The sequence below is a fragment of the Noviherbaspirillum sp. L7-7A genome (genome assembly GCF_019052805.1).
Taxonomy (GTDB): domain Bacteria; phylum Pseudomonadota; class Gammaproteobacteria; order Burkholderiales; family Burkholderiaceae_D; genus Noviherbaspirillum_A.
In genome coordinates this window covers 1,415,137-1,434,933 of the sequence record NZ_JAHQRJ010000001.1, presented here as the reverse complement: position 1 = coordinate 1,434,933, position 19,797 = coordinate 1,415,137, and the positions used below count along the sequence as shown (strand labels likewise).

The following is a 19,797-nucleotide window of genomic DNA, read 5'->3' as shown; positions in this document are numbered from 1 at the left end:
TTTTACCAAACCATGAAAGCCTGGCGGATCGCCCGGCCTTCATCAAAACCATGCATCCCATATCCCAATGGAGAAGGAGACAAACCATGTCCAGGCAACAGTACGCATTCAAGCGCAAGCCCTTGGCCGTCATGCTGGCCCCGCTGGTCGCCATCGCGGCAGCGCTGGCGACCGCCATCAGCGCGGCGACCGACGCAGGCGCCTATCCCGGCAAGCCCATCAATCTGATCGTCGCCTATGCAGCGGGTGGCGGGTCGGACATGGTGGTGCGGCTGCTCACGCCCTTCATCGAAAAGGAACTGGGCAACAATGCCAGGATCGTCGTCTCCAACAAGCCGGGCGCTGGCGGTGCGATCGGTTTCAGCGAGCTTGCCCGCTCCGCGCCTGATGGCTACACCATCGGCCTGATCAATACGCCCAATGTGCTGACGATCCCGATCGAGCGCAAGTCGACATTCACCTGGCGCAGTTTCGACCTGCTCGGCAATATCGTGGACGACCCCGGCAACTTCTCGGTGCATACCGACAGCCCGATCAAGTCCCTGCAGGAGCTGGCGAAGCAGGCGAAGGCCACGCCCGGAAAGATCAGCGTGGGAACCACCGGCACCGGCTCGGACGATCATCTTGCCATGCTGCTGTTCCAGAAGATTGCGAACGTGCAGATGATCCATGTGCCATACAAGGGCGCATCGGAAGTGCGCACCGCGGCGCAGGGGCAGCAGATCGATGTGGCGGCGATCAATATCGGCGAAGCGCAGCAGTTTGCGAAGGCCGGCACGCCCTTGCGCCACCTCGGCGTGATGAGCGCGGCACGCAATCCACTGGCGCCGGACGTGCCCACCTTCAAGGAGCAGGGCTACGACATCAACCTGGTCTCGCTGCGCGGCCTGGCGGCGCCCAAGGGCCTGCCGCCCGAGATCCGCAGCCGCCTCGTGGCCGCTACCGAGAAGGCCATCGCCAATCCGGAATTCCAGAAGAAGGCAATGCAGGCCTACGCGCCGGTGCGTTACCTGCCGCCAGACCGTTATGAAGCCGAGCTGAAGGAAAGCGATGAGCAGTTCCAGAAGCTCTGGAAAGAGATGCCCTGGGGCGATAAATAATTGGATGAGGAGCAAAGCGCAATGACCAGTCATGACTTCCTGCAAGCCTGTCGCGGCATCCTCGGGCCCGAGCAGGTGATTACCGCGCCTGAAGACATGGCGGCGTATCTGACCGACTGGCGCGGCCGGTTTACCGGCAATGCAGCCGCGGTGCTGCGCCCGGCCGATACGCAGCAGGTCGCGGCTGTCATTGCCCTGTGCGCCGAGGCCAGGGTGCCGGTGGTGCCGCAGGGAGGCAACACCGGCCTGGTTGTGGGCAGCGTGCCTGACCGTACCGGAAACGCGGTCGTGCTGTCGTTGAAGCGCATGAACCGCATCCGCGCCATCGACCTCGTCAACAACACCATCACGGTGGAAGCCGGCAGCATACTGGAGGAGGTGCAGAACGCGGCCAGCAATGCGGAACGGCTGTTTCCCCTGTCGCTGGCCGCAGAAGGCAGCTGCACCATCGGCGGCAACCTCGCCACCAACGCCGGCGGCACCGCCGTGCTGCGCTATGGCAGCATGCGCGACCTGTGCCTCGGGCTCGAAGTCGTGACGGCGGACGGGAAGGTCTGGGATGGCTTGCGCGGGCTGCGCAAGGACAATACGGGCTATGACCTGCGCAATCTCTTCATCGGCGCCGAAGGCACGCTGGGCATCATCACCGCCGCCGTGCTGAAGCTCTTTCCCCAGCCCAGGGTACAGGTCACCGCCATGGTGGGCGTGGATACGCCGGAAGATGCGCTGCGCCTGCTGACGATGGCGCAAGCCACCTGCGCCGCCAGCCTGACGGGATTCGAGCTGATGTCGGCATTCAGCCTGGCCCTGGTGACCAAACATTTTCCGCAGATGCGCACCGGCTTCTCGGAAGACTATGCGCAGTATGTGCTGCTAGAGATTTCCGATAGCGAGTCGGAAGAGCATGCCACCGCCATGCTGGAAGCGCTGGTGGAAGAGGCAATGGAAAAGGAAGTGCTGTGCGATGCGATCGTTGCTTCGTCGATTGCGCAGTCCAGGGCGCTGTGGAGCCTCAGGGAACACATCACCCTGGCCCAGGCGGCCGAGGGCAAGCATGTCAAGCATGATGTGTCGGTGCCGATTTCGTCGATCGGCGAGTTCATCGGCCAGACGGACGCGCTGCTGCAGCAGGCCGTTCCCGGATGCCGGATGGTGACCTTCGGCCATCTCGGTGACGGCAATCTTCACTACAACGTCTCGGCGCCGGAAGCGATGGCGGACGAAGACTTCATCCTGCACCAGGAGGCGATCAATCAGGTGGTGCATGACAGCACCGTGCGGTTTGGCGGCTCGATCTCCGCCGAACATGGTCTGGGCATGCTCAAGCGCGACGAGATCAGGCGTTACAAGTCGGATGTTGAACTGGGCCTGATGATGACGATAAAGAAGGCGCTCGATCCGCATGACCTGATGAACCCGGGAAAGGTCCTTTGAACTTGAGGGCCTGAGAGCCTGGCGCGCTGAGTCAGCGGCCTGTCAGCAAGCCGCTGCGAGCCTGCATGGAACAGGAAGACAGGGCACAAGCGCCTGTCGCTGGCATTGCTTCCAGTGCCACTGATGCCGACGCGGCCCGTTGCGATCCATCGCACGCGAGGTATCATGCTGCTCCGATTCCCTGCGCCCACGATCCATGCTCACGCCTGAACAGTTCCTCGCCTTCCTTGCCGCGGCCATCCTGATCACCGCGTCTCCCGGTCCGGACAACCTGATGGTTCTTGGCTTCGGAATGTCGCGGGGACGCAGGCAGGGCATGGTGTTCGGTCTGGGCTGCGCGCTTGGATGCCTGAGCCATACGCTGCTTGCCGCGGTCGGCATCAGCGGGCTGATCGCGGCCTCGCCGATGGCCTTCGGCGCATTGAAGGTGGCGGGCGGCGTGTACCTGCTGTGGCTGGGCGTACAGGCGCTGCGCAGCCGCGGCGCCGCCCAGGTCGGAACGGTCGCCGGGCCTGCATTGCCATTGCGCGCCCTGTTTGCAAAAGGCCTGTTTGCCAATGCGATCAATCCCAAGGTCGTGCTGTTCTTTCTTTCCTTCCTGCCCCAGTTCGTGATTGCCGAGCATGGCCGTGTGGTCCTGCAGACGGTGCAGCTGGGCCTGACCTTCACCCTGCAGGCCGCGGTGCTGTTCGGCGCCCTGGGTTATTTTTCCGGCAGCATCGGGCAGTGGCTGCAGCGGCGGCCAGGAGCGCCGCTGTGGCTCGACCGCATCGCCGGGATGATCTTCATCGGGCTGGGACTGAAGCTGATCGCCGGCCGATGAAGATCATCCCGGCGACCAGCTTGATGCTGCAGCTGCTTCAGTAGCGGTACCTGAGTTCGGCAAACACGGTCCGTTGCGGGAAGGGATGGAACAGGAAGTACTTGCGGTTGTTGATGTTGTCGACGCCGGCAGCCACGGTCCAGTGCCTGTCGTGCTTGTACTGCACCCTGGCATCCAGCACCAGATAGCCTTGAAAGCCCTGGTAAGTGGCGGGATTGATGTCGGTGTTGTCTACTGTTGCATAGACCCTGCTGCTGTAGCGCGCTGCCAGCGTATGGCTCCATCGTTCGTCGGGGCGCCAGGTCGCTACCGCAGTGGCGCGCCAGGCCGGCACATACGGCGTGCGCTTTCCAACCGAGGTGGCGCCCGCGGCGGTGGGTGCATAGCTGCTGTTGGCGACGATCTTCGCATCCACATAAGTCATGCTGGCCGACAGGTCGAGGCCGCGTGCCCAGACGTTGCGCTGCTCGGCAACCACTTCAATGCCGCGCTGGCGGGTGCGGTCCAGGTTCTGCACGAAGGACAGCGGCAAGGCGATGCCGGCGATGGTGGATGTCTGCGCCACCAGGGCATCGTCGACCAGTTCCCCGAACAGCGACAGGCGCAGCCTGCCATCGGTATTGCTGCGTTCCAGCGCCAGTTCCGCCGAGCGCACTTCCTCGGGTTTCAGGAAGGGGTTGGCCTGGGTGGAGGTGGTGCCGGTCTGGATGCTCTGATACAGCTCGCCCACCGTCGGAAAGCGCAGCGCCCTGGCCAGCGAGGCTGTTGCCGACCATTGCGGCAACGCCTGCCAGGCAAGCGAGAACCTGGGCGAGAAGCCTGCATGGCGCACGTTGGGCTGATCAATCGGAAACAGCGCGCCGCTGGCCGTGCTGGACAGGTTGTAGCCGTCATAGGCGCGCCAGCGCTCATAGCGGCCGCCCGCCGACGCCGTCAGGGACGGCGCGATCTGCCATACATCCTGCAGCCACAGCGCCTGCGTCAGTGTGCTGCCGCGGGCGTCGCCGGTACGCGCGCCGGCGGCGCCGTTTTCCCACTGCGCGGTGGCATAGGTGGGACTGTCGAGGCGGTAACGGTCCAGGTGGGCGCCGAAGGTCAGGCGATGGCGCGCACCTGCCGGCGCACGCCATCCGCCGCTGAAGTCGAGCGTGCTCCAGCCGGTGCCGCTGGCGTCGGTCATGCGTCCGGGCGCATCGGGCCGGCCGTAAGCGCCGGTTGATGTGCGGGTCAGGTCTTTGCCATAGCTGAAGTCGCTGGCATGCACTTCCCAGGTGAACGCCTGTTCGCGGCTGGAACGCAGCGAGGCACCCTGTACCCAGTGCGTCTGTTCCGTGATGGTGGCCGAGAACAGGCCGCGCAAGGTTGCGGCGCTGTAGGTATTGCCGTTCAGCGCCACGCTGCCTGTCGCTGCGCCATAGTAGGGCTGCCCGTTTCCATCCCGCAGAAAGGACGACGCCGTGCCCTGCGCATTGTTCTGCCAGTAGCCCAGGGTGTAGGCGGCGCGCACCCCTGCGGGCAGGTCGTAAATGAGCTTCAATGTCGCGCTGTCCTGCACGGTGTGGGTCAGGCTGGCGGCGCCGAGGATCTGTATCGGCGCGCCAGCGCGGTTACGGTCCCGGATGGCGCCGGAAATGGCCGTGGCCGCGCCCGCCGGCTGGCTCGACTGCGTGGCGGTCAGGTAGGTCACCGGCTGGCTGAAGCTGTTGAGATGCTGGAATGCCATGCGCCATGACCAGGGCCCGCTGCGGTCGCCCAGGCTGACGCTGGCCTGGGTTGCCGGGTAACGGTCGCTCTGGCCATAGAGGCTGAAGTTCTGGCTCGCCAGGCTTACCCTGGCGTCGGCTTCGAAACCAGTCGGCTGCCTGGTGGTGATCTCGGTCACTGCGCCATAGGAATTGCCCGGGTAAGCCGCCGAGTAGGGGCCGTACAGGGTATCGATGCGTTCGATCTCGCCTGGCGACACCATGAACCATTGCGGCGAGCCATTCTGGTTATTGTTGTTGACCAGGGCCGAGAGAAGAATGCCGTCGACATAGACCAGGCTGCGCGCGCTGGCGTTGATGCCGGTGGTCCGGGTTGCCATCGGCGCCTGGGTGTCGCCGATATAGCGCTTGCGCAGCAGGATGCTTGGCTGGTATTTCAACAGGTCTTCGGTATTGATGGCATTGATGGTCTGCGCCGCCTGCTGGGCTGTCACGCTTTCCATTGTGTGTCCGGGCTGGGCGCGGGGCGCAGGCATTGCCGGCGATTCGATGGTGACCGCGGGCAGCGTCTGGTCGTCTGCCTGCGCATGCAAGGCGCCCAGGCAGGCCAGGGTTGCAGCCGCAGGCCGCAATGTCAGGTATTTCATGATGGATTCCAGTTCGTCCAGTAGCTGCTGAGGCCGCCCGGAGTGCGGGCGGCATGCGAATGGCGCCGGCCGGGCAATCATTGCCTTCGGCCAGCGCATGCTCGTCCGGGCAACGCATGGCGTACCCGGCGCAACGAGGTCAGGTCAGCAGACTGCCGGCGGCGCCCTGGGTTGGGCGCTGCGCCAGGCATGCAGCAGCGAGGGTGCCAGGAAGAACAGCAAAGGCCTTGCCGGCTTGCTGGCGGAGGGAAGAACGGGGATGGAAACGAAGGGCACCTGCAGCGCGTCGGCATGCAGATGGCAGAAGGGGCAGTGTTCGAGGTGCAGTGCGGAAGGCGTGTTTGGAGCGTGGCTGCCGGCATGCATGTCGGCCGTGTCGGCGTCGGTACCGCAGACGTCTTCGTCCGCACCGTCTTCGGCGGCGCTGCGAAGCTGCGCATGGTGGGACGAAGCGGGCTGGGCAAGAGCATGGGAAATTGCCGGCGCCACCGAAGCGATGACGACCGCGAAGATGGCCAGCCAGACGGCCACGGCGCGTTGCAATTTCCTTTTTACCATTGTTAAGATTTTAACAGATGGTTAAATCCGGTTGAGAGGAGGGGCCGGGAATGATGTTGACTTAGGTGCCGAAATACGTGCCCAGGCTGCCGTCCGGATTGAACATGCGCTGCGTGCTGCGCTGGGTCGGGCCCTCGTGGGAGGAAGCAGCGCCATTGGACGCGGTTGTATCGCTGGCCTGGTAAGGCTTGCCGCGTATGGAGGAGCAGCCGGCAACAGCAGCAAGAATCATTAGTATGATCACGGGTTTCACGGGCATCTCCCTATCGGCATGGCGGTAATTGGTCCATTGTAATGCCGGCGCCGGAGCCGGTATTGCGCTGCGTCGCCCTGTTTCGGCCTGCGACCGGTAAAATGTGCGGCTTTGAAAAAAGTTTCTCCCATCTCACCTGGCGCAATTAATGATCATCGCAACACACTCCGGAAAATTCCATGCAGACGATGTCTGGGCTGCAGCCGTGCTCAACCTGATGTTCCCGGGCAGCGAACTGCTGCGCACCCGCGACCCGGCAGTCATTGCCCGCGCCGATTTCGCCATTGATGTCGGCGGTGTCTGGGATCCGGAAAAGGGGCGGTTCGATCATCACCAGAAGGGTTTCCAGGGAGCGCGCGCTTCCGGCGTCGTGTATGCAAGCGCCGGACTGGTCTGGAAGGAATACGGCCCGCGCTGCGTCAGTCTGGTGGCCGAGCAGGCTGGCCACGCCCTGAGCCAGACGCAGGCAACGGAAATCGCCCACGCTATCGATGCGGACCTGGTGCAATACCTCGACATGTCCGATACGGGCGCCGCCAAAAACGCGCCAGGCAGCTATGGCTTGTCGGCGATTATTTCCGGCTTCAATCCAGGCTGGCTGGATGAACAGGCGGCCGGCAGCGCCGAGGCGGCAGACGCCATGAGAATGTCGCGCTTCCGGCGCGCGATGGACATTGCCACCGATATCCTGCGCAATGGCGTGCTGTACCGGGTGGGCGCGTTGCTGGCGGTACAGCAGGTGCGCCAGTCGCAGCGTATGGATGACGGCCGTCTGCTGTTCCTTGAAAACAGCGCGCTGCCGTGGGCGTCCATCGTGCGCAATGAAATGCCGCAGGTGCTGTTTGTGATCAGCCATAGCATGGCCGAGCAGCGCTACATGCTGCATACCGTGCCAAGCGCCCCCGAAAGCTTCGACGCGCGCAAGGATCTTCCCCGGCACTGGGCCGGCCTGCAGGGCGAGGAACTGGCAACGGCCACCGGCGTGCCGGATGCGGTGTTCTGCCATAACAATCTCTTCATCGCCGCCTGCAAGTCCTGGGATGGCGTTCTCACCATGGCGCGTCAGGCGCTTGATGCCTGACGCTTGATCTTCATCGCCGACAAGCGGAAAGGAAGCTGATGGATAAGGTAAAGGCTGTTTTGACCGGGCACAGCCGTGGCCTCGGGGCGGCGATTGCGGCAGAACTGGCGGCGCAAGGCATCTCCACTCTGGCACTGTCCCGCAACAAGGGACCGGCAGCCCAGGGTCTTGACCAGGTGGAACTGGATCTGTCCGACACGGCGGCCCTGGCCGCGTGGCTGGCCGGCGACCGGCTCGCAAGCTTCGCGGCAGGTGCCGGGACGGTTTTGCTGATCAACAATGCCGGCATGTTGCAGCCGGTCGGGCCGATCGCAGCGCAGGCTCCTGACGAGGTGGCGCGTGCCATTTCGCTCAATGTCGCTGCGCCGCTGATGCTGGCCGCCGCAGTGGCTGCATTGCCGGCCGCGGAACGTCGGGTGCTGCATGTGTCGAGCGGCGCAGGACGCAATGGCTATCCGGGCTGGGCAGTCTATTGCGCTGGAAAGGCCGCTCTGGACAACCACGCCCGCGCGGCTGCACTGGACGTGGCACCGGGGCTGCGTATCTGCAGCCTGGCTCCCGGCGTGATCGATACCGACATGCAGGCGCAGATCAGGGCCAGCGACCTCGCCAGTTTCCCATTGCGCGAGCGTTTCGAGGCATTGAAGCGGGAAGGCCAGCTGGACTCGCCAGCCGATTGCGCCCGCAAGCTGCTGCGCTTCCTGCTGAGTGACGATTTCGGCAAGCAGCCAGTGGCCGACCTGCGCGACGTCTGACCTTGAACTTCTGAAGTCTGTCGACGCTGCCACTATAAAAAATGCCTGCTTTTCAAGCAGGCATTTTTCTTCCAGCCCGGCGGGAAAGCGGGAATCAGGCCTTGCGGGCCTTGCGACGCGCCAGACCGAAGCCCAGGAAGCCCAGGCCGAGCAGTGCAACCGTAGCCGGTTCCGGAACCTGGCTGCCGCCGCCGCCGAAGATCACATCCAGCGAGCCGTTGATGCGCTGCGTGCCGGTAGCCGAGAAATTGTTCAACTGGCCCGACTGGAACGAGATGTTATAGAAGGGGTTAGGGCTGGTGAAGTACTGGCTGCCGGCCGTAGTCAGGTTCAGCGAGGACGATGCGCCGAAGCTGCCGCAGTTGATGCCATTGCTGGCGCCGCAGGTCGACAGCGTCGGATCCAGCGTGCCCTGCCCGGACGTCGGCGTGCCGGTGGCGATCAGGTAGTCGTCGCCGCCGTTGGTCACGCCAAAGGCGCTGGTGCCGGTGCCTGGCGCGCCAAAGCGGCTGTCCGAATTCGGATCGATGAAGATGCGCAGCGAGCCGCCAGGTGCGAAATTGAAGGTCGATCCGGTGCCGGTGCTGGGCTGGACAGTACCGTTACCCTGGAACAATGCATACATGCCGTACTGGTTGGGGCTTACGGCACCGAGTTGGGAGGCCACCGGCGTGCCGCCATTGTTGCCAACGAACTGGCCGGCATTCCACAACAGGGAGACCTGGAAGGCGTTACCCGAGAAAGTGATGACTTCATCGTAGTTGCCGGTGATCTTGTCTGCCGTGATGGTGTTGGCCAATGCACCTGCAACCGCGCTTTCGGTGACCTGAAAATCAGGGAAGGACTGTGCCGAAGCCAGGCCGGCGCTCAGTGCCAGTGCGCTTGCCAGCAGGATGCTTTTTGTTGCTTGTTTCATGTTTTCTCCGATCAATTGTTACATGGGCGACTTGTCGTCTTCCCGCGTAACAAGCAAGATAGGGGCCAAACGTGAACTTCCTGAAAAAACAATCGTTTACAAATCACTGTCGAATTTCCCGACGGAGAATGTAAAGTAAACCGGCATTGTTTCAGTAAGGCATTGAATTTCAATGGAAAGGGGGTTTATCAGCTGCCAATCACCTGAAATAGTCGCCTGCACTCAATTGTTTCTTCGTCACAGCCATATGTAAAAAGGAAATTGTCGAAAAAATTTACACATAAAGCCTAGTGGAGTCGTGAATCCTTTAACAATTTCTTGAGTGACTAGATATTCGTGGTTTCAGTTTCGAAAATTCCAGTATGCAAAGCGTGAGCGCTGGTCCATTTGCTGGAGCCACATGGTGACAACTTGCTTGTCCGGCGGGGAGCGCAATAGGGTGGGGGAAAGCGCGCAGCCCCGGAAGGCGGGTTTGCGCAAGAAAAGAAGGTCAGCAATGGCGCAGCACGTGCATGCTGCGCCTTGATACGGCGAGATGTACCGCGGAAGTGCGCCCGTCTAGCCGAGGATGACCCAGGCTGCAATCAGGATAATCAGCAGCGCCCGCACGATGTAATACACGGTGCGGTTCCAGGCCTTGAAGCGGCGGCGGTAGCGGCCTGCATGCCAGAAGACGCGGAACACCTTGTTGATGCCGCCGGTCTGGTCGCCTGTTTCATTGGGCGAACTGGCAGCGGTCATGATCGTGCGCCCCAGCCATTTGTTGATTTTCTGTGCCCAGCGGTAGCGCATCGGCCGCTCGATATCGCAGAAGAGGATGATGCGGTTGACGTCGCTGGAATTCTTGGCCCAGTGCAGAAAGGTTTCGTCGAAGATCACTGCCTCGCCGTCGCGCCAGCTATAGCGCTGGCCATCGACATCGATGAAACAGCGGTCGGTATTCGGCGTCACCAGGCCCAGGTGATAACGCAGGGAGCCGGCGAAGGGGTCGCGGTGGCTGTTGAGCTTGGCGCCTGGCGGCAGTTCGGCAAACATTGCGGCCTTGACCGAGGGTATCTGGCGCAGCAGGGCTACCGTCTTCGGGCACAGGGCTTCGGCAGATGGGTGGCTGGCGTCGTACCACTTCAGATAGAAACGCTTCCAGCCCGTCTTGAAGAAGGAATTGAAGCCGGCGTCGTCATTCTTTTCCGCTGCCCGGATCTTTTGCATGGCGATCAGGTTCAGCGCTTCGCCACGAATCATCTCCCAGTTTTCCTGGAGCGGCTTCAGGTCGGGGAACTGATTGGTCGGCAGATACGGCGTCGACGGCACGCCGGAAAACATGTGCATGAAGGTATTGAGCGGAGAGACGAACGACGAGTGATCGAAGATCTGGCGGAAAAAAGGAAGCCTGACCCTGCCACGGAAATGGATGTGCAGGATGGACAGCAGATAGATGGCGACGATGGTCCACTTCATGGCGGCAACAGGATAGGCAAGGATGTAAGAGGGAGGGACTTGCCCGTGGAGGCAGAGCACCCGAACGCGCGATTTTAACCCTTTTAATAATTTTCCTAACAAATGTTGCTTTTTTAGATTTTTATAGGCCAAAGAGTTATTGCGTTAGCCACAGCGCTGGCCTGCCGAGAAGGCAGGTGGCCGATACTTGATTCGTTCGCAGCCCCTGATCGTTACCTGTGGCTACAATGCCGGCTTGATAACGTCAGGCAATTTCCTTGATGACCCCAAAACCGTTTTCTTTCTTTCCTTTCCGTCACCTCCTGTCACGCTATTGCTGTGCACCATTGGTTTCCGGATTGCTGGCGGCCCTGCTGCTGGCCTTCCTGCTGACCCTGGGCATGCGCCCGGCCGTCGCGCAAGGCGCCAAGGCCGCGCCGGCGGCCGCTCCGGCAGCAGCGGCCGCCCCAGCTGCCGCGCCCGCTGCGCCGCCAGCTCCGGCGCCGATCGCCCTGGCCGACGTGGCGGTCGAAGCCGAAACCGCGAGCGCGCTGGTGCGGCGCTTCGAGGCCCGCAGCCGTACCCAGGATGAGCTCGACAGCGCGAGCGAGGAACTGCCCGTTCTGGCACGCGACATGGCTGTGCGCACGCTGGAAATGCGGCGTCTGCTGACCCGCAATACCCCGCTTGAAACGATACGCAGCCTGGAAGCCGAATGGCGCTATCTGGAAAATCGCTCCTCGGCGATCACCCGTGATCTGACCCGCGCCGCATCCCAGCTCGACCGCGATCTGGCCGAACTCGACAAGCTCGACGCCACCTGGAGCGCGACCCGCGAGGCAGCCATCACCGGCGCCGCGCCGGCGCCGGTGATGGCGCGGGTGCGTGAAATCGCCGCGGAAGTGGCCAGAACCAGGAAAACCGTGCTGGAGCGGCGTTCGCGCGTGCTGGCCCTGCAAAGCCAGTCCGCGGAAGTCGGCTCCCGGGCGGCGCAGGCGACCCAGGCGCTGGCCGAGGCCAGCGAGCAGGCGGCGGCGCGGCTGTTCTATGCCGACAGCCCGCCGATCTGGCTCAGCAATCCGCTCGATGTGCATGCGCGCGAGTTGCCGGATGTCGGTGTCAGCGGCATGGGTGAAACCCTCGCCCTGGCCACCTACATGCGCAACAACCTGCGCAACTTCGGCATTCATGCGCTGGCATTCGTGGCGCTGGCCGGCCTGCTGTACCTGATCCGCAGCAAGGTCCAGGTGCTGAGCCAGACCGATCGCAACCTCAAGCGGACCGGCAAGATTTTCGATATGCCCATCGTCAGCGCGGTGCTGTTGAGCCTGTTGCTGGCAGCCTGGTTCTACCCGCGCGCGCCGCGGCTGTTCTGGATCGCCGGCGGCGTGTTCAGCGCCTTGCCGACGCTGGTCTTTTCGCGCCGGGTGATCGAACGTCATCTTTATCCGGTGCTGTATGTGGTGGTTGGCTTCTATGTGCTCGACAAGCTGCGCGGCGTGCTGACGCCCCTGCCGGTGATCTGGCGCTGGGCGATGCTGGCCGAGATCATTTTCTTCCTGCTGGCGCTGGTGCTGACCCTGCGCCGCTCCCGCCGCAAGCCGGATGGACCGCCCTGGACCGCGACAGCGGCATGGCGCGCGGTGCGGCTGGGGGCCTGGCCCGGCCTGCTGGTGTTTTCGGTGGCGCTGGCCGCCAATCTGGCGGGTTACGTGCGCCTGGCCGACCTGCTCACCACCACCGCCTTCTTCAGCGCCTTCAGCGCCGTGGTCGCGCATGCGCTGACGCGCGTCGGCGAAGGCCTGCTGCATGCCTTGCTGTGCGTGCCGCCGCTGTCCTATCTCGGCATGGTGCAGCGTCACACGCCGCTCCTGACCAGCCGCTTCAACCGCTTCCTGAAATGGCTGGCCTTCATCGTCTGGCTCGGCCTGACGCTGCGCGCGCTGGGCTTGCTACCGCCGCTGCTGAACCATCTCGAAGCCTTGTGGAATGCCAAGCTGCCGCTGGGCTCCCTGGAAACCTCGGTCGGCAGCGTCGTGGTCTTCATCCTGACGATATGGGGCACGTTTCTGCTTTCCCGCCTGGCCCGCTTCATCCTGGAAGAGGAAGTGTTTCCCAACCTGTACCTGGAGCGCGGCCTGCCGTATGCCATCAACCGCGTGGTGCATTACCTGGTGCTGCTGTCAGGCTTCGTGATCGCGCTGGGGGCGATGGGCGTGGACATGACCAAGTTCACCATCCTGGCCGGTGCATTCAGCGTGGGTATCGGTTTCGGCCTGCAGAATATCGTCAACAATTTCATTTCCGGACTGATCGTGCTGTTCGAGCGGCCGATCAAGGTCGGCGACACCATCGAGATCGACGGCCAGACCGGACGCGTGCAGCGCATCGGCATACGGGCCAGCGTGGTGCTGAGCACTTCCGGCGCGGAAGTCATCATCCCGAACGGCAAGCTCATTTCCGACAAGGTCATCAACTGGACGCTATCGAGCGGCCGCCGGCAGATTTCGGTGTCGGTGTTGCTGAAGCTGGATGCCGACGTCAGCCGGGCCCGGGAGCTGGTGCTGGGCGTGGCGCGTCGCCACAAGAGCGTACTGCAGACGCCGCCGCCGGAGGTGCTGTTCGTTCGGCGCGGCATCGACCAGCTTGAGTTCGAGCTGCGGGTCTGGACCGATGCGCTGGACGCCTGGATGGAGGTCAAGAGCGACATGACGGCCGAAATCAATGAGGCGCTGCGCCACAATGAAATCGTTGGCGCCGTGCCGGAAAAGCCGGCGGATGCACCAGCCGCCCCCGTGGTTGCCGACCTGCCGCCGGGCTCGCTGGCCGAGCAGGAGGCGGCCGCGCCGGCCGCTCGGGAGGATGGCTTGATCCGTCCTGCGAACCCGGGCCCAATCCCGCCAAAGGCCTGAGCGGCCTTGAGTGTCTGGCAAGTTTTCTCCGGCGTCGTTGCGCCGGCTTGCCGTACTGCGCGTACTGCCTGCGGCAGGGCGTCTAGCCAAAGACCGGGGGACTGATTTTCTCAGACACTTTTTAATTTCACGAAAGGCATGCAAACGCATGCCTTTTTGCTTATTTATTTCCAAATTTCCATGTAATTTGGCAAATAAAATAGTTTTTCGGTAAATTTTGCGCGTAATTTTTGCTACAGATAGGAAATAATTTCTAACAGGAATGAACTTTCCGGCGTTTCCTCATGTCAATATCAACGTATTGATTTAGGGAAATTTTTGTTAACGTTCAGAAAGACATTCATGTCCTCCTCTCTTTTTTCGCTGCCTTGCCGACGCTCCGCGCTGTCCGCTGCGGCTGTTCTGACCCTGTTCCTGTCCGCCTCAGCCTCTGCCGCAACGCTGCAGGTCGGTCCCGGCAAAACCTTTGCCACTCCATGCCGTGCGTTTGCCGCGGCTGCTGATGGCGACACCGTGGAAATCGATGCCGCCGGCAGCTATAACGGCGACGTATGCGGCATTGGTCGGAGCTGGCTGACCATCCGTGGCGTCAATGGCCGTCCGAAGATCAATGCCAACGGCGCCAATTCCATGGGCAAGGGCATCTGGGTGGTGCAGGGCACTGGCACCGTGATCGAAAACGTTGAAATGTACGGCGCCACCGTGGCCGACCGCAACGGCGCGGCGCTGCGCCTCGATGGACGCGACCTCACCGTGCGCGGCAGCTACCTGCACGATAACGAGAATGGCATCCTGACCAATAACGATGGCGTTTCCAACATCGTCATCGAGAACACCGAGTTCGCCAGCAACGGTTACGGCGACGGCTACTCCCACAACCTGTATGTCGGGCATGTGAACAGCCTGGTGTTTCGCAACAGCTATTCCCACGATGCCAAGGTTGGCCATAACCTCAAGTCCCGCGCCAATACCAACACCATCGTCTACAGCCGCTTCTCAAGCTCGGTCAACCAGCCCAGCTACGAGATCGACCTGCCCAACGCAGGCAATGCGTATGTGATCGGCAACGTGATCCAGCAGCCTTCGTGGAACAACAATCCGTCGCTGCTGGCCTTTGGCGAAGAAGGCGCAAGCAATGTCGGCCAGGAACTGTATGTCATCAACAATACCTTCCTCAATGAAGACAGCTCGCGCGGCACCTTCATCATGGTCGGCAGCGGCGTCACCACCCCGGTGCTGATGCAGAACAACCTGTTTGTCGGCACCGGTACCGCCAGCACCCAGTCCAACACCGTGGACCGTACCAACCTGCGCACGCTGTCGGCCGCCTTCGTCGATCGCGCCGGCTACGACCTGCGTCCGGCCAGCGGTTCGCCGGCGATCAACGCCGGTTCCGCGCCGGGCACCAGCGCTTCCGGCCTGTCGCTCACGCCAACGCTGCAATACAAGCATGTCGCCGGCAGCGAGACCCGCCCGGTCAATGGCGTCATCGACATCGGCGCCTATGAAGCCGCTGCAACCACCACAACGCCGACTACCACCGCGCCGACCACTACAACCACCACGACCTCGCCGTCGACTACGTCGGCCGTGACCAACTGGATCGCCTGCGCCGTCGAGAATGGCACCTGCTCGTTCAGCGGCACCCGCCAGGTACGCTATGGCGCCAACGGCACCTACGCCTACAAGTCGGCAACCGGTTCGATCAGCTGCAGCAACGGCGTCTTCGGCGATCCTGTCTATGGCGTGGCGAAGACCTGCGGCTATGCGGACACCACGACCAGCACGACCACGACGACAGCGCCGACTACAACCACCACCACGACAACGGCGCCGACCACCCAGACCTGGACCCGTTGCGCCACCGAAAACGGTACCTGCAGCTTCAGCGGCACGCACCAGGTCCGTTATGGCGCGAACAATATCTTCTCGTACAAGTCGGCCACCGGCGCGATTGCCTGCAGCAATGGGGAATTCGGCGATCCGGTCTATGGCGTGCAGAAGTATTGCGACTACCTGAACTAAGCGCATTGCAGCGCAGCTTCGGCTGCGCGCTTGAATGCCGGAAAGGCTGCCCGCTAGGTGCAGCCTTTTTTTATGCCTGACTTTTCTGCTTGTTCCGGCATGGAACTGCTTAATGAAACGGCGGCGTGCGCAGCCAGGCCTGCAGTTGCCGCAGCACGCTGAATTCGCGCAGCCCGGCCTCCGGGTCGCAGGCAATCAGTTCCGTGAGACGGGGAGGGAAGGCATTGGCGCGCGCATCCAGGATGCGGTAATTGCGCAGACCGTTGGCCTCGGCCATGGAAACGATGCCCGGCCAGCGCTCCGGGCCCGGCGTGACGCCGATCAGGCGCCGGCCCAGCGGGCCGATCAGGCTCTCCAGTTGCGGCTGGGGCGCAATGCCTTTCCAGTGCGAATGGACCACGATGCCGACATCCGGATGACGCATCAGCATTTCGTCCAGTATCCAGGCCCAGCGAAACAGCCAGGCCTGCTGGACACCGGTTTTGAGCGGGGAAAATGGGGACAGGCGTGATGTTGCGCTGGCCGGATGCAGCACGCCGTCGAATTCAAGAAAGAGTATGCGCATATCCTGACCCGATGAGCGAAAGTCTCACCAAGGTACTGTATGCATATACAGTTGTCAAGTTGTCTTCTGCCGATTGCCGATTGCCGATTGCCGATTGCCGGTCTGCTCTAGCTGTTGATGAAGTCGGCCAGCCTGGTGCGCAGGTTGTAGTCAAGCTGCCATTGCCTGCGTTCGGACGAGGATTGCGCCTGAGCCGCCAGCTCGTCGTCCGACAATGCCGCCTGCGCCTGGACCAGGCGGTGCGCCTGGCCGGCGTCGGGCAGCACGGTGCCGAAAAAGGCAACGGTGTCGCAGCGCTGGATCAGCAGGGTGGGAAAGTTTTCGACATCGAAGTCGCCGACGATATCGGCTTCATCCTCGACATCGACCCAGATGAAATGCTTGTCCGGATGGCGCTCGGCAAGCGCTTCGAAGGCGGGTCGATACTGGCGGCATACATCGCACCATGCCGCGCACAGGCAGGCGACGAACCAGACATCGCCGGAAAGCGTGTCCAGCAGTTCGCTGCGATTGTCATGCTGAAGGGTCAGGCTGCTCATGGGCCGGTATTTTAGCGTACGCAAGCCTTGCCGGCCGGCGTCCGCCCAATCGCATCGCCCACGGTAAAATAGCGAAATGCCTACGATTCTCGCCCTGGAAACCTCGACCGAGCTTGCCTCCGTCGCCCTTTTGGTCAATCAGCGCCTGCTTGGCCGTGAGGCCGCGCCGGTGCAGACCCATTCGCAAACCCTGCTGCCGCTGGTGCAGTCGCTGCTCGCCGAAGCCGGCATCACGCTGGCCGACTGCGATGCGATCGCCTTTGGCGCCGGCCCCGGTTCCTTCACCGGCGTGCGCACTGCCTGCGGCGCGGTGCAGGGACTGGCGTTCGGCGCCAGGCTGCCGGTGGTGTCCATCGTCACGCTGGAAGCGATGGCCCAGGCCTGTCACGAGCGCACCGGCGCAACCGATGTGCTGTGCGTGCTCGATGCGCGCATGGCGGAGGTCTACTGGGCGCAATACCGGCATGGCGCCGATGGCTGGCAGGCGGTGGTCGCGCCGGCGCTGGCCAAGCCGGCTGACGTGCGGCCGCACGGCCCGGTGCTGGCCTGCGGTAACGGTCTTGCCGCCTATGCCGATGCCTTCGCCGCAGCCGGGTTCATGGCGCAGGCCGAGCCCGGCATCATGCCGCATGCCGCGCAGGTGGCGACGCTGGCGGCGCAGCGCTTCCTGCGCGGCGACATCATGGACGCGGCGAGCGCGCAACCGCTCTATCTGCGCAACAAGGTGGCGCTGACGACAGCGGAGCGCATGGCGGGGAAGGCGGCATGAGCGCCCAGCCCGTCGGCAATGCGCTGCGCTTTTCAGCCATGCGGGTGGAAGACGTGCCGGAGGTGCTGCGCATCGAGCAGGCGGCCTATCCCTTTCCCTGGACCGGCGGCAATTTCCTGGACTCGATCCGCAGCGGCTATGTATGCCGCGTGGGGCGGGAGGAATCGGGCCGGATGGTTGGTTATTTCCTGATCATGTCCGCGCTGGACGAAGCCCATTTGCTCAACATCACCGTGGACCCGCCGGTGCATGGCCGCGGCCATGGCCTGGCGCTCCTGGACCATGCCACTGCCTGTGCCAGGGAACGCGGCATGCATTCGATCATGCTGGAAGTGCGGCCATCAAACCATCGCGCGCTTGCCATCTATGAGCGCTATGGTTATGGCCGGATCGGCGTGCGGCGCAATTATTATCCGGCGCCCAACAACACCCGCGAAAACGCGATCGTCATGAGGATGCCGCTATGAATTCCCGTTCAGGCCGACGTGACCAGGTGATTGCCGAGATGGGCCTGGGTCCGGTATGGAACAAGCGCCGGCAAGCGGCGGATGCGTCCGCCGTGCAACAGCCCGACCTGCTGGCGCCGGTGGAAGAAATGCAGCCAGTACCTGCCGCGGCGGCAGGGCAGGCTTTCCCGGCGATCAATCTGGAAGCCCCGCCGGCCGCGCCGCCGGCAGGCGAAGTGGCACGGATGGACTGGGATGCGTTGCAGCAGGCGGTTGCCGGCTGCGTCAAGTGCCGCCTCTGCGAGACCCGCACCAAAACCGTGTTCGGCGTCGGCGACCAGAAAGCGAAATGGATGTTCATCGGCGAAGGCCCCGGCCGCAACGAGGATCAGCAGGGCATTCCCTTCGTCGGGCCGGCCGGCAAGCTGCTCGACAACATGCTGATGGCCATGGGCCTGTCGCGCACCGAGAACGCCTACATCGCCAACGTGGTCAAGTGCCGTCCGACCGATGAAAACGGCCGTGACCGCGCGCCCGCGCCGGACGAGGCGGCCGCCTGCATGCCCTACCTGCAGCGCCAGATCGAACTGGTGCAGCCGGCTGTTCTGGTGGCGCTTGGCAAGACCGCCGCGGTGGCGCTCCTGGAACTGCCGCCCGACAGCCCGGTGGGCAAATTGCGCGGACAGGTATTCCACTATGGCGACCTGCCGCTGGTAGTCACCTATCACCCGGCCTACCTGCTGCGTCGCCTGACCGAAAAGGGCAAGTCGTGGGCGGACCTGTGCCTGGCGATGAACGCCTATGCCGGCCAGCACTGACAGGACTGGCGGCACGGATTGCACTGACAGCGGGCAGAGCTGCCAGGAACGCTTTCATCGCCGCTGGTCTCAGCTGACCGATCCGCATGTCAGGGCGCTGGCCTGGCTGATCGACGCGCCATCGCTGCTGGACCCGGCTGCGCCGCAGTGGGTAGGGCGCATCGCCGAACTGGCGCCAAACGCCAGCGACACCGCACGGCCCTGGCTGCTGGCGCTGGACCTGGCGCCCCAGGCGCTGCATGCCCATATCGCGCTGCATTCCCATGCCCGGCTGGGCCGCTATGCCGAGCAACTGATGACCTTCTACCTGCAGCACCTGGGCGTGCTGGCCGCGCACAACCTGCAGGTACGCGACAGCGACAAGCGCACGCTGGGCGAATTCGATTTCCTGGTCTGGCGCGACGAAGTGCTGCTGCATTGGGAATTCGCCACCAAGTTCTATCTGCTGCAGTCGCCGCCGGCCGGTGCGGTGCGCGAGGAGCGGGCCGATTATTTTGTCGGCCCGAATCTGGCCGACAGCCTGGGCGCCAAGATGCAGAAGATCTTCCAGCGCCAGTTAAGCCTGTCGGACCATCCGGCCGCGCAGGCGCTGCTGCCGCAGCCGGTCAGCGCCGCCCAGGCACTGGTCAAGGGCTGGCTGTTCTATCCCGATGGCGACTATCCGGTCTCGCCCGCGCTGGGCGTCTGCGGCCTGCATTGCCGCGGCTTCTGGTGCGGGCTCGATGCATTGCCCGACGCGCCTGCCTATGCGGTGTTGCCGCGGCTGTCCTGGCTGGCGCCGGCCAGGATGGCATCGGCCGATACCCTGGACCGCGGCCAGCTTGGGGAGGCACTGGCTTCGCGTTTTACCGAAGACGAGGCGATGCCGGTGCTGGTGGCCCTGCTGCGCATGGATGACGGCGTCGCGCTGGAAATGTCGCGCGGCTTCGTCGTTCCGGAGGGCTGGCGCGAGCGCGCCGGGCAGCGGGTGCAGGCAGTGCTGGAATAAGGCGATAGAGCGGCTACTTCGCGACCGG

General features: G+C 63.3%; 18 protein-coding genes. 11 read left to right on the top strand and 7 right to left on the bottom strand.

The features are described from left to right. Nucleotides 1-86: 86 nt before the first annotated feature. From KTQ42_RS06430 to KTQ42_RS06420, 3 genes are all read left to right on the top strand, one after another. Nucleotides 87-1,100, top strand: coding sequence for a tripartite tricarboxylate transporter substrate binding protein (locus KTQ42_RS06430; protein ID WP_249222665.1), 1,014 nt, complete (start codon nucleotides 87-89; stop codon nucleotides 1,098-1,100). Nucleotides 1,101-1,121: 21 nt separating this feature from the next. Continuing rightward, nucleotides 1,122-2,534 (top strand): FAD-binding oxidoreductase, encoded by a 1,413-nt coding sequence (locus KTQ42_RS06425; RefSeq protein WP_217344760.1) that lies wholly within the window; start codon nucleotides 1,122-1,124, stop codon nucleotides 2,532-2,534. A 196-nt stretch (nucleotides 2,535-2,730) separates the two neighbouring features. Further along, a complete protein-coding gene (locus tag KTQ42_RS06420; protein WP_217344759.1) occupies nucleotides 2,731-3,357 on the top strand; it encodes a LysE family translocator in 627 nt (208 codons plus the stop codon). A gap of 37 nt (nucleotides 3,358-3,394) precedes the next feature. Here the strand turns inward: KTQ42_RS06420 and KTQ42_RS06415 are convergent, their stop codons facing one another. The 3 genes from KTQ42_RS06415 to KTQ42_RS06405 all read right to left on the bottom strand — a co-directional run bounded on the left by KTQ42_RS06415 (nucleotide 3,395) and on the right by KTQ42_RS06405 (nucleotide 6,518). Next, on the bottom strand, nucleotides 3,395-5,707 hold the full coding sequence (locus KTQ42_RS06415; RefSeq protein WP_217344758.1) for a TonB-dependent receptor: 2,313 nt from the start codon (nucleotides 5,705-5,707) through the stop codon (nucleotides 3,395-3,397). 144 nt (nucleotides 5,708-5,851) lie between these two features. Further along, a complete protein-coding gene (locus KTQ42_RS06410; RefSeq protein ID WP_217344757.1) occupies nucleotides 5,852-6,238 on the bottom strand; it encodes a DUF2946 domain-containing protein in 387 nt (128 codons plus the stop codon). Between the two features lie 88 nt (nucleotides 6,239-6,326). Further along, nucleotides 6,327-6,518 carry a hypothetical protein gene (locus KTQ42_RS06405; RefSeq protein WP_217344756.1) on the bottom strand — a complete coding sequence of 64 codons (192 nt, stop codon included), beginning with the start codon at nucleotides 6,516-6,518 and terminating at the stop codon, nucleotides 6,327-6,329. Between the two features lie 148 nt (nucleotides 6,519-6,666). Between KTQ42_RS06405 and KTQ42_RS06400 the strand changes: the two genes are divergently transcribed. Continuing rightward, complete coding sequence (locus KTQ42_RS06400; RefSeq protein WP_217344755.1) at nucleotides 6,667-7,599, top strand: MYG1 family protein; 933 nt, start codon at nucleotides 6,667-6,669, stop codon at nucleotides 7,597-7,599. 38 nt (nucleotides 7,600-7,637) lie between these two features. Continuing rightward, nucleotides 7,638-8,354, top strand: a complete 717-nt coding sequence (locus KTQ42_RS06395; protein WP_217344754.1) for an SDR family oxidoreductase — start codon at nucleotides 7,638-7,640, stop codon at nucleotides 8,352-8,354. Between the two features lie 94 nt (nucleotides 8,355-8,448). Here KTQ42_RS06395 and pepA read toward each other — a convergent pair whose 3' ends face one another. Continuing rightward, on the bottom strand, nucleotides 8,449-9,270 hold the full coding sequence (gene pepA / locus KTQ42_RS06390) for a flocculation-associated PEP-CTERM protein PepA (RefSeq protein ID WP_217344753.1): 822 nt from the start codon (nucleotides 9,268-9,270) through the stop codon (nucleotides 8,449-8,451). A gap of 558 nt (nucleotides 9,271-9,828) precedes the next feature. Continuing rightward, nucleotides 9,829-10,728, bottom strand: a complete 900-nt coding sequence (lpxO, locus tag KTQ42_RS06385) for a lipid A hydroxylase LpxO (RefSeq protein ID WP_217344752.1) — start codon at nucleotides 10,726-10,728, stop codon at nucleotides 9,829-9,831. Nucleotides 10,729-11,054: 326 nt separating this feature from the next. Here lpxO and KTQ42_RS06380 point away from each other — a divergent pair, with 326 nt between their 5' ends. Together KTQ42_RS06380 and KTQ42_RS06375 are read left to right on the top strand one after the other, a co-directional pair. Next, nucleotides 11,055-13,619 carry a mechanosensitive ion channel domain-containing protein gene (locus KTQ42_RS06380; RefSeq protein ID WP_217344751.1) on the top strand — a complete coding sequence of 855 codons (2,565 nt, stop codon included), beginning with the start codon at nucleotides 11,055-11,057 and terminating at the stop codon, nucleotides 13,617-13,619. A 342-nt stretch (nucleotides 13,620-13,961) separates the two neighbouring features. Then, nucleotides 13,962-15,644, top strand: a complete 1,683-nt coding sequence (locus KTQ42_RS06375) for a hypothetical protein (protein ID WP_217344750.1) — start codon at nucleotides 13,962-13,964, stop codon at nucleotides 15,642-15,644. 109 nt (nucleotides 15,645-15,753) lie between these two features. Here the strand turns inward: KTQ42_RS06375 and KTQ42_RS06370 are convergent, their stop codons facing one another. After that, nucleotides 15,754-16,209 (bottom strand): HAD domain-containing protein, encoded by a 456-nt coding sequence (locus tag KTQ42_RS06370; RefSeq protein WP_217344749.1) that lies wholly within the window; start codon nucleotides 16,207-16,209, stop codon nucleotides 15,754-15,756. A gap of 107 nt (nucleotides 16,210-16,316) precedes the next feature. Continuing rightward, nucleotides 16,317-16,748, bottom strand: a complete 432-nt coding sequence (locus KTQ42_RS06365; protein ID WP_217344748.1) for a thioredoxin family protein — start codon at nucleotides 16,746-16,748, stop codon at nucleotides 16,317-16,319. A 76-nt stretch (nucleotides 16,749-16,824) separates the two neighbouring features. On the opposite strand from KTQ42_RS06365, the gene tsaB reads away from it, so the two are divergent. The 4 genes from tsaB to KTQ42_RS06345 are packed head-to-tail and all read left to right on the top strand — an operon-like array spanning nucleotide 16,825 to nucleotide 19,769. Continuing rightward, nucleotides 16,825-17,517, top strand: coding sequence for a tRNA (adenosine(37)-N6)-threonylcarbamoyltransferase complex dimerization subunit type 1 TsaB (tsaB, locus tag KTQ42_RS06360; RefSeq protein WP_217344747.1), 693 nt, complete (start codon nucleotides 16,825-16,827; stop codon nucleotides 17,515-17,517). Then, nucleotides 17,514-17,984, top strand: coding sequence for a ribosomal protein S18-alanine N-acetyltransferase (gene rimI, locus KTQ42_RS06355; protein WP_249222663.1), 471 nt, complete (start codon nucleotides 17,514-17,516; stop codon nucleotides 17,982-17,984). Before tsaB ends, rimI begins: the two co-directional genes overlap by 4 nt. Further along, the gene (locus KTQ42_RS06350; protein ID WP_217344746.1) at nucleotides 17,981-18,781 is read left to right on the top strand and encodes a uracil-DNA glycosylase; all 801 of its coding nucleotides are present in this window, start codon (nucleotides 17,981-17,983) and stop codon (nucleotides 18,779-18,781) included. The genes rimI and KTQ42_RS06350 overlap by 4 nt, the downstream gene beginning before the upstream one ends. Beyond that, nucleotides 18,765-19,769, top strand: coding sequence for a DUF1853 family protein (locus KTQ42_RS06345; RefSeq protein ID WP_217344745.1), 1,005 nt, complete (start codon nucleotides 18,765-18,767; stop codon nucleotides 19,767-19,769). Before KTQ42_RS06350 ends, KTQ42_RS06345 begins: the two co-directional genes overlap by 17 nt. Nucleotides 19,770-19,797: the final 28 nt, after the last annotated feature.